The 12743-nt window shown below is 76.1% G+C and carries 10 protein-coding genes; 4 read left to right on the forward strand and 6 right to left on the reverse strand.

What is annotated here, in order from left to right; translation table 11 throughout:
- The first annotated feature begins 111 nt into the window (after positions 1 to 111).
- Positions 112 to 1734 carry a chaperonin GroEL gene (gene groL / locus ACGF5C_RS17925; protein ID WP_357462067.1) on the forward strand — a complete coding sequence of 541 codons (1623 nt, stop codon included), beginning with the start codon at positions 112 to 114 and terminating at the stop codon, positions 1732 to 1734.
- A 58-nt stretch (positions 1735 to 1792) separates the two neighbouring features.
- Here groL and ACGF5C_RS17930 read toward each other — a convergent pair whose 3' ends face one another.
- From ACGF5C_RS17930 to ACGF5C_RS17940, 3 genes are all read right to left on the reverse strand, one after another.
- Positions 1793 to 1990: a hypothetical protein gene (locus ACGF5C_RS17930; protein ID WP_393302933.1), complete on the reverse strand. Its 198-nt coding sequence runs from the start codon at positions 1988 to 1990 to the stop codon at positions 1793 to 1795.
- Positions 1991 to 2082: 92 nt separating this feature from the next.
- Complete coding sequence (locus ACGF5C_RS17935; RefSeq protein WP_363700811.1) at positions 2083 to 3009, reverse strand: GNAT family N-acetyltransferase; 927 nt, start codon at positions 3007 to 3009, stop codon at positions 2083 to 2085.
- Between the two features lie 46 nt (positions 3010 to 3055).
- On the reverse strand, positions 3056 to 5587 hold the full coding sequence (locus ACGF5C_RS17940) for a S8 family serine peptidase (RefSeq protein WP_393302935.1): 2532 nt from the start codon (positions 5585 to 5587) through the stop codon (positions 3056 to 3058).
- A 78-nt stretch (positions 5588 to 5665) separates the two neighbouring features.
- Here ACGF5C_RS17940 and ACGF5C_RS17945 point away from each other — a divergent pair, with 78 nt between their 5' ends.
- Positions 5666 to 7483: a glycerol-3-phosphate dehydrogenase/oxidase gene (locus ACGF5C_RS17945; protein ID WP_393303130.1), complete on the forward strand. Its 1818-nt coding sequence runs from the start codon at positions 5666 to 5668 to the stop codon at positions 7481 to 7483.
- A 60-nt stretch (positions 7484 to 7543) separates the two neighbouring features.
- Here ACGF5C_RS17945 and ACGF5C_RS17950 read toward each other — a convergent pair whose 3' ends face one another.
- Positions 7544 to 8944 (reverse strand): FAD-binding oxidoreductase, encoded by a 1401-nt coding sequence (locus ACGF5C_RS17950; protein ID WP_393302937.1) that lies wholly within the window; start codon positions 8942 to 8944, stop codon positions 7544 to 7546.
- Positions 8945 to 9011: 67 nt separating this feature from the next.
- Here ACGF5C_RS17950 and ACGF5C_RS17955 point away from each other — a divergent pair, with 67 nt between their 5' ends.
- Complete coding sequence (locus tag ACGF5C_RS17955; RefSeq protein ID WP_393302939.1) at positions 9012 to 9335, forward strand: DUF4031 domain-containing protein; 324 nt, start codon at positions 9012 to 9014, stop codon at positions 9333 to 9335.
- 70 nt (positions 9336 to 9405) lie between these two features.
- Here ACGF5C_RS17955 and ACGF5C_RS17960 read toward each other — a convergent pair whose 3' ends face one another.
- Positions 9406 to 10041 (reverse strand): metal-dependent phosphohydrolase, encoded by a 636-nt coding sequence (locus tag ACGF5C_RS17960; RefSeq protein ID WP_393302941.1) that lies wholly within the window; start codon positions 10039 to 10041, stop codon positions 9406 to 9408.
- Positions 10042 to 10115: 74 nt separating this feature from the next.
- On the opposite strand from ACGF5C_RS17960, the gene ACGF5C_RS17965 reads away from it, so the two are divergent.
- Complete coding sequence (locus tag ACGF5C_RS17965) at positions 10116 to 11372, forward strand: aromatic acid exporter family protein (RefSeq protein ID WP_393303132.1); 1257 nt, start codon at positions 10116 to 10118, stop codon at positions 11370 to 11372.
- A 38-nt stretch (positions 11373 to 11410) separates the two neighbouring features.
- On the opposite strand, the gene ACGF5C_RS17970 is transcribed toward ACGF5C_RS17965, so the two are convergent.
- Entirely contained in the window at positions 11411 to 12709 is a 1299-nt protein-coding gene (locus ACGF5C_RS17970) for an aminotransferase class V-fold PLP-dependent enzyme (protein WP_393302943.1), read from the reverse strand.
- Between the last annotated feature and the right edge of the window lie 34 nt (positions 12710 to 12743).

Here is a 12743-nt window from a genome sequence, read left to right on the forward strand (position 1 = left end):
AGGAGACGTCGTCGTCGCCAGGTGGCGACGTCCCCAAGGTGCGTACACCAGGCGGCCCATCCGGGACACAACCTCCGGGTGGCCCGTGAGTGTCCAGGAGGACAACGCCGTATGGCCAAGATGATCGCGTTCGACGAAGAGGCGCGCCGGGGCCTCGAGCGGGGCATGAACCAGCTCGCCGACGCCGTGAAGGTGACCCTCGGCCCCAAGGGCCGCAACGTCGTGCTCGAGAAGAAGTGGGGTGCCCCCACCATCACCAACGATGGTGTGAGCATCGCCAAGGAGATCGAGCTCGAGGACCCCTACGAGAAGATCGGCGCCGAGCTGGTCAAGGAGGTCGCCAAGAAGACCGACGACGTGGCCGGTGACGGCACGACGACGGCGACCGTCCTGGCCCAGGCCCTCGTCCGCGAGGGTCTGCGCAACGTGGCCGCCGGTGCCAACCCGATGGCCCTGAAGCGGGGCATCGAGGCCGCCGTGGCCAGCGTCTCGGAGGAGCTGTCCAAGCTCGCCAAGGACGTCGAGACCAAGGAGCAGATCGCCTCCACCGCCTCCATCTCCGCCGGTGACAGCACCGTCGGCGAGATCATCGCCGAGGCGATGGACAAGGTCGGCAAGGAAGGCGTCATCACCGTCGAGGAGAGCAACACCTTCGGCCTGGAGCTGGAGCTCACCGAGGGTATGCGCTTCGACAAGGGCTACATCTCGGCCTACTTCATGACCGACCCGGAGCGCATGGAGGCCGTCTTCGACGACCCCTACCTCCTGATCGTCAACAGCAAGATCTCGTCGGTCAAGGACCTGCTCCCGATCCTCGAGAAGGTCATGCAGTCGGGCAAGCCGCTGCTGATCATCGCCGAGGACATCGAGGGCGAGGCCCTGGCCACCCTGGTCGTCAACAAGGTCCGGGGCACCTTCAAGTCGGTCGCCGTCAAGGCGCCGGGCTTCGGTGACCGCCGCAAGGCCATGCTGGCCGACATCGCCATCCTCACCGGTGGCCAGGTCATCAGCGAGGAGGTCGGCCTCAAGCTGGACGCCGTCGGCCTCGACATGCTGGGCCGCGCCCGCAAGGTCGTGGTGACCAAGGACGAGACCACCATCGTCGACGGTGCCGGCGACGCCGAGCAGATCCAGGGCCGGGTCAACCAGATCCGGGCCGAGATCGACAAGAGCGACTCCGACTACGACCGCGAGAAGCTGCAGGAGCGGCTGGCCAAGCTGGCCGGCGGCGTCGCGGTGATCAAGGTCGGCGCGGCCACCGAGGTCGAGCTGAAGGAGCGCAAGCACCGCATCGAGGACGCCGTCCGCAACGCGAAGGCCGCCGTCGAGGAGGGCATCGTCCCGGGTGGTGGCGTCGCGCTGGTGCAGGCCGGCAAGACCGCCTTCGACAAGCTGGACCTGACCGGCGACGAGGCGACCGGCGCGCAGATCGTCAAGATCGCGCTGGACGCCCCGCTGCGGCAGATCGCCGTCAACGCCGGCCTCGAGGGCGGCGTGGTCGTCGAGCACGTCCGCAACATCGAGCCGGGTCACGGCCTCAACGCCGCCAACGGCGAGTACGTCGACCTGCTGGCCGCGGGCATCATCGACCCGGCCAAGGTGACCCGTTCGGCGCTGCAGAACGCCTCGTCGATCGCGGCGCTCTTCCTCACCACCGAGGCCGTCGTGGCGGACAAGCCGGAGAAGACCCCGGCCGCCCCGGCTGGTCCGGGCGGCGGGGACATGGACTTCTGAGTCCAGCTCCACTACGCCGGAAGGGGCGGGCCGCGTCAGCGGTCCGCCCCTTCCGCCGTCAGGTCGGCAGTGGTCGTTGGTTGCGTCTCTTCTGCGCCCGGCCGTACGGCTGCGGGATCTGGACCGGCTCGTCGACCAGCGCCACCGGCTCGTCGGTCGGCTCGTCGGCGCCGGTCATCTCCGCCTGCTGCTCGGCGTCGCCGTAGTCGAGCCGGTCGAACGGCAACGGGCCGGGGCGTTCGTCGTCCGTGGTCATGGCTGCCTCCTCTACCGAAACGGTAGGGGGCGTCGATCAAAGATGGGGGCGAATGGGGTTATCGGCGTCTATATCCCCTTCGCCCTCTTCCGTCACTCTCCGAGCGTCCTGCGGTACAGGAAGAAGACCCGCTCGATCCGGGCGCCCGCGCTGCCCGAGTAGAACGGCACCGGCCCCACCCAGCCGATCTGCGCCGCCGTCACGCCCGCCGCCCGCTGGTCGCGCAGGCAGCGGCGCAGCAGCACCCCGCCGATCCCCGAGCCCTCCGCCGCCGGGGCGGTGCCCATCGGCCCGAACCAGCTCGGCCGGGACGACCCGTACGCGGCGAAGCCGAGCACCTCGCCGTCGCGCTCGGCCAGGTGGCAGCCCGCCCCTTCCCGGCCCACCGAGCCGGCCAGCTCCGCGTCCCAGGCGCCGCCGAACGTGGCGCGGGCGAACTCCGCCAGCGCCGGCAGGTCGGCCGGCTCGGCGCGGCGGACCGAGACGCCCCGACCGGCCAGCCGTGCCTCCGCCGCCTCCGTGGAGCGCAGCGCGGGAGAGTCGTCGTACGACAGGTCGGCGGTCATGTTCCACGCCGTCCGGTCCTGCCGGTAGCCGAGCGCCAGCGCGGCGCAGACCGCCGGGGTGTAGCGCACGTCGATCCCGGGCCAGGCGTAGTACGGCGGGTTCCCCGCCAGCAGCACCTCGGCCGCGCCGAGACCGGCCAGGGTCCGCTCGGCGGACGACAGCAGCGCCCGCCCGACGCCCCGGCGCCGGTGGTCGGGGTGTACCGCCACGAGGTCCACGTGCCCGAGCCCGGCGTCCCGCCCCGACAGGGAGCAGACCAGCGCCCCGACCAGCTCCGCCCCCCGGTACGCGCCCAGCGCGACGACCGGCCGGTCGGCGGCCGCCCGGGCCCAGAGCGCGGCCACGAGGGCCGGCGCCTCGGCGGCGTCCTCGGGCAGGTCCAACGCCCGGCGGCACAGCTCCACCACGGCGGGCGCCCGGTCGGCGGTCAGCTCGACGATCTCCGCATCCATGGTCGCCGACCATAGAGCACGGGGTGCGGGGGAGGGCAAGGGCCGCTCACCCGCGGGCCGCCCGCACCGCCGCGTACGCGTCGACCAGGCCGGCGCCGGTGATGTTCGCGTCGCCGCCGCAGGTCTCCGTCCGGGAGGCGTACGTCGCCTCGGCCGGGGTCGCGGTGTCCCGCAGGATCTGCCGGGTGCGGGGCAGGTCGCCCACCAGCGCCGGGTTGGCCGACCACATCAGCGCCACGACGCCGGCCACCTGCGGGGTCGCCATCGAGGTGCCGCCCAGGGTGGCGTACCCGCCGCCGGGCATCGCCGACAGCACCTCCTTGCCGGGGGCGACCAGGTCCGGCTTCGCCGCCCCCGGCACCGGTCCGCGGGACGAGAAGTCGGTGACCCGGCGCCGCTGGTCCACCGCGCCGACGGTCAGCACGTCCGCGTACGGCGCGGGCGGGTCGTCGATCGAGCCGCAGTACGGGCCGGTGTTGCCGGCGGCGGCGACGACCAGGATGCCGGCGGCCTCCAGGGCGGCGGTGGCCGGCCGGAGTGCGCGCGGGTCGCAGCCCTCGATCGGCGGGCAGCCCCACGAGTTGGTGAGGATCTCCGGGGCGCGCGCCGGGCGCCCGTCCGTGAACGGGTTCCCGCCGGGCGGGAAGGGCGCCAGCATGAACTGGAGGCAGTCCAGGTAGTACCCGGGGTTGCCCAGGTTGCGGTCCAGGTTGACGCAGCCCACCCACTGTGCGCCCGGGGCCACCCCGATCCCCCCTCGGCCCACCGCGCTGCCCACGGTGTGCGTGCCGTGCCCGCCCTGGTCGGTCGGGGAACGGGTGCCGTCCCACGGGTCGTACCAGGAGTCGTCGCCGCCCCGGAAGCCGGCGGCCAGCGCCGGGTGCCCGCCGTCCACCCCGGAGTCGGAGCTGCCCACCACGATCCCGGAGCCGTCCACCCCGAGCTGCGACCAGACGCGGTCCGCCCCGAGCATCCGGACGTTCCACTCCGGGCCGGCCGGCGCGGGCGCGGTGCCCCGACTGCGGCCGGCCGGCGCGGGCAGCGGCCGCACCCGCTGGCTGACCAGCACCCGGGCCACCTCCGGCCGGCGGGACAGCCAGGCCCGCACCGCCGGCCCGCCGTCCACCTCCACCGCGTTGACCAGGTAGTAGGGGGTGTGGTCCAGCCGCAGCCGGCGCAGGTCCCGGCGCAGGTCGGCCTGGGTCCGCTCGGCGGTGTCGACCAGCCGCCGGTAGACCTCGCCGGCCCGCGCGTCCCGGCCGGCCCGCCCGGCCGTCGCCGGCACCCCGCCCAGGTCGGCCTGCTCGCGCAGCACCACGAACAGCCGCTCGCCGTGCAGGCCGGGCTGGCCCGCGCCGACGGCCACCGCGCCGACCGCGACCAGCAGGGCCGCGGCGGTCACCCCGGCCACCCGCCGGCTCGGCCGCCGGCTGCGGGGCCGGGCCAGCAGCACGCCGTACGCCACGGCGAGCACGGCCGCGACGGCGAGCCCGGCGCCGGCGGCTGCCGCCACCCAGAACGGCACGTCGCGGGTGTTGGCCAGGACGAGGGTGATCTCCTCGGGATCGGTGAAGGCCAGCGGGCCGAAGACGGCGAGCCCGACCAGCCAGCGGGTGGCGGCGCGGACCCCGGCCCGCCCGCCCGGCTGACTTCCGGTGGTGTCCGACGGACCGGCCGGGGCGGTGCCCGACGGGTCGGCCGGGGCGGTGTCCGGCGGACCGGCCGGCACCGTGCCCGGCGGCGCGGCCGGGGTGGCGGCGGCCGGGCGGCGGGCCGCCGCGTGCAGGGCGGCCAGCGCGAAGCCGGCCGGCGGCAGGGTCAGCAGCAGGGGCAGTTGGGCCCCGGACTGCCCGACCCCGGCGGCGAGGACGAGCAGCGCGACCCCGGCGACCAGCCCGCCGACCAGCACCAGCCGGGCCGGCCGGGGCGGCTCGCCGACGGCGAAGCGGGACCAGAAGGCGTCGTCCAGCAGCGCCCCCGCCAGCGCGCCCAGGGCGGCGGCGGCGAGCCCGGCGAGCACCGTCTCCAGCAGCCCGCCGAGCGCCCCCAGCCAGACCCACGGCAGCAGCAGCGCCAGCCCGCCGGCCACCCCGAGCAGGGTGGCGGTCGGGGCGGCGGGCCGGTGCGGCGCGGCGGCGCGGCGGGCGAGCGCCCGCAGGACGAGGGCGGCCAGGGCGGCCGTGGCGGCGAGCGCCGCGAGGTACGCCTCGTGGTGCACCGGCGGGAGCGCCCGGAGCAGCCCCAGCGCGCCGAGCCCGAGTGCCGCGGCCAGCCAGGCCCGGCCGGTGGCGCGGACCGCCGCCGAGCGGGGCAGCAGGGCGAGCGGAAGCGCGGGCGCGCCGACCAGCAGCACGGTGAACAGCACCGTCGCCGGCCAGAGCCACACCACGCGGTGCAGCCCGGAGGCCAGCATGATCTGGTCGGCCAGCCACCCGCCGAGCTGGCTGACCACCACGAACCCGACCGTCCAGCAACCGGCGACCACCGTCGCCACCACGGGCCACGGACTCGACCGGGCCGGCGCGGCCGGCGGGAGCGGGGCGGGCTGACCAGCGGGGAACGGGGGGCCGATCTCCATTCCTCAGACAGTACGGCGCGGACGGTGTGCCGCCGGTGTGGCCGTGACGGTTACCGTGGACGGGTGCGCGACCCCAACGTGTCCCGAACCGAGGCCAGCCAGCTCTCCCCGGAGCGCCGGGCCACCGACCTGCGCCGCCTGCGGGCCGAACGCTTCGACGTGCTGGTCATCGGCGGTGGGGTGACCGGGGCGGGCGCCGCCCTCGACGCGGCCTCGCGGGGGCTGAAGGTGGCGCTGGTGGAGGCGCGCGACTACGCCGCCGGCACCTCCAGCCGCTCCAGCAAGCTGATCCACGGCGGCCTGCGCTACCTGGAGCAGCTGGAGTTCCACCTGGTGCACGAGGCGCTCACCGAGCGCGGCCTGCTCGCCACCCGGCTCGCCCCGCACCTGGTGCGGCCGGTGCCCATCCTGGTCCCGCTGCCCGGCGGGCGCGGCGCGCGCGACCTGCCCGGCCGGCTGTTCCGCCGCTCCTACTACGGCGCCGGAGTGGCGGCGTACGACGCCTTCGCCGGGATCTTCGGCGGCGGCCGGGGCATGCCGCTGCACCGCCACCTGACCCGCGAGGGCGCCCGCCGGGTCTTCCCCAGCCTGCGGGCCGACGCGCTGGCCGGCGCGATCCGCTACTACGACGGGCAGGTCGACGACGCACGGCTGGTGGTGACCCTGGCCCGCACCGCGGCCAGCCTCGGCGCGACCGTGGTGCCCAGCGCCCGGGCGGTCGGGCTGATCCGGCAGGCCCGCGAGGTCACCGGCATCCGGGTCCGCGACCTGGAGGCGCCGCCCGGCTCCCCGGACGCCGAGTTCGAGGTGCACGCCCGCACCGTCATCGCCGCCACCGGCGTGTGGAGCGACGACATGTCCCGGATGCTGAACGACGTCGGGCTGCGCCCCGGCATCCGCGTCCGGGCCTCCAAGGGAGTGCACCTGGTGGTGCCCCGCTCGGCGATCACCGGCGAGGCAGGGCTGATCCTGCGTACGGCGACCAGCGTGCTCTTCGTCATCCCGTGGGGCGGGCACTGGATCATCGGCACCACCGACACCGACTGGCGGCTCGACCGGTCCCACCCGGCCGCCTCCGCCCGGGACATCGAATACCTGCTGGAGCAGGTCAACACCGTGCTGGACCGGCCGCTCACCACGGCCGACATCGAGGGCGTCTACGCCGGGCTGCGGCCGCTGCTGGCCGGCGAGGCCGACTCCACCTCGAAACTGTCCCGCGAGCACGCCGTCTTCGAGCCGATGCTCGGGCTGCTGCTGGTCGCCGGCGGCAAGTACACGACGTACCGGGTGATGGCCTCGGACGTGGTCGACCGGGCCGCCCACCGGCTCGGCGCCGTACGCCCCTCGCGTACCGCCGACCTGCCGCTGCTCGGCGCGGACGGCTACCCGGCGATGTGGCGGGGCCGGGCGGACCTGGCCCGCCGGCACGGGATGCCGGTAGGGGTGGTCGAGCACCTGCTGGAGCGCTACGGCACCCTCACCCTGGACCTGCTCGCGCTGGTCGACGCCGACCCGCTGCTCGCCTCCCCGCTGGCCGGTGCCCCGGAATACCTCGCGGCCGAGGTGACGTACGCGGCCCGGGCGGAGGGGGCGCTGCACCTGGAGGACGTGCTCACCCGGCGGACCCGGATCTCCATCGAGACCGCGCACCGCGGCCTGGAGTCGGCCGGGCACGCCGCCGAGCTGATGGGCGCGGTGCTCGGTTGGGACGAGGCCACCCGGGCCCGCGAGGTGGAGCACTACCGGGCCAGGGTGGAGGCGGAACGCCAGTCCCAGCTGATGCCCGACGACGCCACGGCGGACGCCGCCCGGCTCGGCGCGCCCGACGTCCGGGGCTTCGCGGCCGACCGCGGCTCGGACGACGATCCCGTCGAGCTACCGTCGTCGTCCCGCTGACCGATCCCCCACCCCACCCCGACCGCCACCTTCGACGGCCGACCGCTCAGCCGGTTCCGGTCAGAGGATCTTGCCCGGGTTGAGCAGGCCGGTCGGATCGAGCGCGGCCTTGATCGCCTGGTGCACGGCGACGCCCACCGGGCCGATCTCGCGGGCCAGCCAGTCCCGCTTGAGCAGGCCCACGCCGTGCTCGCCGGTGCAGGTGCCGCCCAGCTCCAGGCCGAGTCGCATGATCTCGTCGAAGGCGCGCCGGCCGCGTTCCAGGCTCGCCGGGTCGGCCCGGTCCACCACGATGTTCGGGTGCATGTTGCCGTCGCCGGCGTGACCGACGACGCCGATCGGCACGTCGCACTCCGCCGCGATCCGGGCCACCCCGTCCAGCAGCGCCGCCAGCGCGCCCCGGGGCACCGCGACGTCGTCGATGACCAGGCCGCCGTTGCCGCCCGGGTAGGCGTCCGCGGCGAACTTCTCCATGGCCGGGTGCGCGAGCCGGCGGGCCTGCAACAGGGCGGCCGCCTCCACGGCGTCGGTGGCCGCGTAGACCTCGTCGGCGCCGGCCGCCTCGCAGACCGCGGCCAGCCCGGCCAGGTCGTCGGCCGCCCGGGCGCCGGTGTCGGCGGCGGCCAGCAGCAGCGCCTGCGCGTCCGTCCGCAGGCCCATCGGCCGGTACGCCTCGATCGCCCGCAGGTGGGTCTGGTCCAGCAGCTCCAGCAGGCTGGGGGAGAGGCCCCGGGCGGCGATCTCGGCGACGGCCGCGCCGGCTGCGGCGGTGGACGGGAAGACCGCCACCATGGTCAGCGACTCCGCCGGGGCGGGACGCAGTGCGACGGTCACCTCGGTGATGACGCCCAGGGTGCCCTCGGAGCCGACGAAGAGCCGGGTGAGGTCGTACCCGGCGACGCCCTTGGCCGTGCGCCGGCCGGTGCGCAGCACCTCGCCGGAGGCGAGCACCACCTCCAGGCCGAGGACGTACTCGGTGGTGACGCCGTACTTGACGCAGCACATGCCGCCCGCGTTGGTGGCGACGTTGCCGCCGATGGTGGAGGACTCCCACGAGCCGGGGTCGGGCGGGTACCACAGCCCCTGCTTCGCCACCGCGGCGGCGAGCGTCGCGTTGACCACGCCGGGCTGCACCACGGCGATCCGGCTCACCGGGTCGATCTCCAGGATGGCGTCCATCGCGACCGTACTGAGCACCACCGCGCCGTCGACCGCGTTGGCCGCGCCGGCCAGCCCGGTCCGCGCCCCCTGCGGGACCACCGGCACGCCGTGCCGGGCGGCCGCCCGCAGCACGGCGGAGACCTGGGCGGTGCCGCGAGGACGGACGACCACCAGGGGCGTGCCGGCGGCGCAGAGGTCCGCCTCGTCCCGTTCGTGCATCCGGAGCAGGTCCGGGTCGGTCAGCACGGCGTCGTCGCCGAGCGCCGCCCGCAGGTCGTCGAGGAGAGGGGGTCCGGCCATGCCGCCGAGGCTACGGTCGGCCGCGCACGACCGACAACCGGCCCTCGCACCAGGTAGCTTGGCCGGCATGCTCTACCTGGACCGGCCCGCCTGGCCGTGGCGGGGGCGGCTCTGGTCCCACCTGATCAGCGACGTCTCCCACGCCGAGGTGCACGCCTTCGCCGAGGCGCTGGGAGTGCCCCGCCGGGGTTTCGACCGGGACCACTACGACATTCCCGCCGAGCGGTTCGCCGCGGCGGTCTGGCTGGGCGCCCGGGTGGTGCCGAGCCGGGAACTCGTGCGCCTGCTCCGGCAGGCCGGCCTGCGGCGACCGAAGCACCTGACCCGCCCCCGCACCCCCGCCGCCCGTCCCTCCGGCGATCTTGCAGTTCCGGCCCTCCCTGTGCGGTGATTCACGGCTTTCGCCAGGGCCGAAACTGCAAGATCGCGGGGGCCGAGGGTGGGGGGGCCGACGGCGGGAGTCAGTGGAGGGTGGCCAGTTCGCGGGTGAGGTTGGCGCGGGCCCGGGCTTCCCAGCGGGTGGCCAGCGGCGGCAGCCGGAACAGGGCCGGCAGGGCGAGCAGCCCGGCGAGCACCCGGGCACGGCCGGCCCGGAAGGCCGGGTCGGGCACGTGCGCGTACTCCCGGCGGATCGCGGCGGCGTAGTGGTCGTACGCCCCGGGTGGCGCGGCCAGGACGGCGAGGTCGGCGTCGCAGAGCAGCGCGCCGTCGGCGTCGCCCGGGTCGACGGCGTGCCCGGCGGTGAGCAGCACCAGCCGGCGGACCTCGGCCACGGCGTCGGCCGGCAGCCCCGACCGGGTGAGCAGGGCGTCGGCGAGCGCCGCGCTGTCCCGCTCGTTGGCGTCGCCCTCGGCGCGCGGGTCGTAGACCGCGTCGTGGCACCAGGCCGCGAGGCGCACCAGGTCCGGCCGCGCGGCGGACGACGCGTGCGCGTCGACCACGTCGAGGACGACGGTCAGGTGGGCGACCGTGTGGTGGTGCCGGTGCGGTTCCCGCCAGCGCCCCAGCAGCTCCGCCCCGGCGCGGTCCCGCTCCGTCGCGTCGGTAGCCCCGGCGCCCCGGGCCGCCGCCCGCCACCGGTCGAGAAGGTCGGCCATGCGGCCGAGTCTGCCGCACCGCCGCCGACACGGAGGATTCACCCGCCCCGGTACGGGTAGTCCCCGCCATGGCCGTGGCCCGGGACCGTCGACTCTCGCTGGTGCGGCGCGCCATCCGCCGCGACGGCGGAACGGACATCGACGGGGCCCGCATCGCCGACGCGATGGAGAAGCTGCGGCACCGCGGCAGGGCGACCCTGCACGACCGGCTGCACCGGGTGCGGATGGCGTGGGGCCTGGCCGTGCAGGCCGGCCTCGCCGCCGGCCTGTCCTGGTGGGCGGCGCACAATCTGCTGGGCAACCCGGAGCCGGTGTTCGCGCCGATCTCCGCGGTCGGCACCCTCGCCGCCTCGGTCGGGCAGCGGCTCCGCCGTACGGTGGAGCTGATCGTGGGGGTGGCGATCGGGGTCGCCGTGGGCGACTTCCTCATCTACCTGGTCGGCACCGGGGCGTGGCAGCTCGGCCTCGTGGTGACCGGGTCGATCGTGCTGACCATCTTCGCCGGCGCCAGCGTGTCCATCGTCATCCAGGCGGCGGCCACGGCCGTGCTGATCGTCACGCTGAGCCCGAAGACCGCGAACCTGGAGATCCCCCGGTTCGTCGACGCGTTCGTCGGCGGCGGGATCGCGTTGCTGGTCACCTCGGTCCTGCTGCCGCTCAATCCGCTCCGGGTGATCAACCGGGCCGCCCGGCCGGCGCTGGACCTGCTCGCCGCGCAACTCGACGACACCGCCGACGCCCTCCGCCAACGGGACCGGGACAGGGCCCAACAAGCACTGGACCGGCTGCGTAACAACCAGGAGGAGCTGTCCACCTTCACCGAGGCGATCGAGGGGGCGAAGGAAACCGCCGTCCTCTCACCGGCCCGGTGGCACCGGCGGGACGAACTCACCCACTACGCCGACGCCGCCGACCCGATCGACCGGGCGATGCGCAACGCCGGCACGCTGATCCGACGCGCGGTCACCCTGATCGAGGACGAGGAGCCCGTGCCGGAGCCGATGCCGGACGCGGCGGCCCACCTCGCCGAGTCGGTACGCCTGCTCAAGCACGAGTTCGCCGTCGGCGAGGAGCCGGAGAAGGCACGGGAGCGGGCGCTGCGCGCGGTCAGCGAGGCCGGCCGGGCGTACGCCGAGGGGGTGGGCTTCTCCGGCAGCGTGGTGATCGCGCAGGTGCGCACCACGGCCAGCGACCTGCTGGTGGCCTCCGGGATCAGCCAGGAGGAGGCGAACCGCCTGGTCCGGGAGTCCTTCGGCGACCAGGACACCCCGAGCGGCCAGGCCGAGCCGGCCACCGCCCCGAAGCCGCCCACCGCCCCGCCGGTCGGCTGACCCGCCGGCGCGCGGGTCAGCCGTGCGGCGGCGGTCGTTCAGGCCGCCGCGGCGAGGGCGGCGAGCAGCCGGTCCACGTGTTCCGCCGTGCTGCCCAAGCCGACGCTCGCCCGCAGGGCGGTCGGCGGCAGGTCCCGCCGGCCGCTGCGCGCCGCCGCCTCGGCGAGCAGTCGCCGGGCCAGCGGGTGGGCGCAGAAGAGGCCGTCGCGCACCCCGATGTCGTGGTTGCCGGCCAGGTCCGCCGCCACGTCCGCCGAGTCCCGGCCGGCCACCACGAACGACACGATGCCCACCCGCGCCGCGTCCGGCCCGAAGGTGCGCAGCTCCACCACGTGCGGCAGGGCCGCCAGGCCGTGGCGCAGCCGGGCCAGCAGGGCCTGCTCGGCGTCGTGCAGCGCCGCCCGGTCGGCCCCGGCCAGGGCGCCGCAGACCGCCGCGAGGGCGACCGCGCCGAGCAGATTCGGCGTGCCCGCCTCGTGCCGGGCCGGTCCGGTCGCCCAGCGTACGTCGTGGGTGGCCGCGCCGACGTGACCGGTGGCGCCCCCGCCGGCCAGGTACGGCGGCGCGGCGTCCAGCCAGTCCGCCCGCCCGACGAGCACCCCCGCGCCGAACGGCGCGTACAGCTTGTGGCCGGAGACCGCGAGGTAGTCGACGTCGAGGGTGGCGACGTCCACCGGCGCGTGCGGGGCGAGCTGCGCGGCGTCCACGGCGATCCGGGCCCCGTGCCGCCGGGCCACCCGGGCCAGCTCCGCCACGGGCCAGCGCTCGCCGGTCACGTTGCTCGCCCCGGTCACCGCGACGAGCACGGGCGGGCGGCGGTCGGCGCCGGGGCTGCCCCCCGTGCCCGGCCTGCGCAGCTCGGCGAGGGCGGCGTTCAGCGCCCGGACCGCCTCGGCCGGCTCCCGCGGCACCGGCAGCCGGACCGATCCGCGCGGCCAGGGCAGCAGGTTCGCGTGGTGCTCCCCGCCGAAGGTCACCACCGTGGTGCCGGCGGGCAGCACCCGGGCCAGCAGGTTCAGCGCGTCCGTGGTGTTGCGGGTGAAGAGCACGTGGTCGCCGGCGCGGGCGCCGAAGAAGTCGCCGACGGTCTGCCGGGCGCGCTCGTAGGCGAGGGTGCAGCGCCGGGACAGCGCCCCCGCGCCGCGATGCACGCTGGCGTACCAGGGGAGCAGCTCGGCCACCGCGTCGGCGGCGGCCCGCGCGCACGGCGCGGTGGCCGCGTAGTCCAGGTTGACCTGGCCCGGCACGCCGAGCACGTCGAGCGGCCCGGCGGCCGCGGGCGGCGGCGCGGTCCGCGTCGGGTGCGGCGCGGGCGGGGGTACGAGGGTGACGGTCATCGGCCGACCTCCGGGTCCGGGGACCCCGGGTGGG

The organism is Micromonospora sp. NPDC047620 (genome assembly GCF_043205005.1).
Taxonomy (GTDB): Bacteria; Actinomycetota; Actinomycetes; order Mycobacteriales; family Micromonosporaceae; genus Micromonospora.

What these genes read in the sequence shown, in the direction of transcription:
- groL (WP_357462067.1), top strand. Translation starts at nt 112, where the DNA reads ATGGCCAAGATGATCGCGTTCGACGAAGAGGCGCGCCGGGGCCTCGAG.
- ACGF5C_RS17930 (WP_393302933.1), bottom strand. Translation starts at nt 1,990, where the DNA reads ATGACCACGGACGACGAACGCCCCGGCCCGTTGCCGTTCGACCGGCTC.
- ACGF5C_RS17935 (WP_363700811.1), bottom strand. Translation starts at nt 3,009, where the DNA reads ATGGATGCGGAGATCGTCGAGCTGACCGCCGACCGGGCGCCCGCCGTG.
- ACGF5C_RS17940 (WP_393302935.1), bottom strand. Translation starts at nt 5,587, where the DNA reads ATGGAGATCGGCCCCCCGTTCCCCGCTGGTCAGCCCGCCCCGCTCCCG.
- ACGF5C_RS17950 (WP_393302937.1), bottom strand. Translation starts at nt 8,944, where the DNA reads ATGGCCGGACCCCCTCTCCTCGACGACCTGCGGGCGGCGCTCGGCGAC.
- ACGF5C_RS17955 (WP_393302939.1), top strand. Translation starts at nt 9,012, where the DNA reads ATGCTCTACCTGGACCGGCCCGCCTGGCCGTGGCGGGGGCGGCTCTGG.
- ACGF5C_RS17960 (WP_393302941.1), bottom strand. Translation starts at nt 10,041, where the DNA reads ATGGCCGACCTTCTCGACCGGTGGCGGGCGGCGGCCCGGGGCGCCGGG.
- ACGF5C_RS17970 (WP_393302943.1), bottom strand. Translation starts at nt 12,709, where the DNA reads ATGACCGTCACCCTCGTACCCCCGCCCGCGCCGCACCCGACGCGGACC.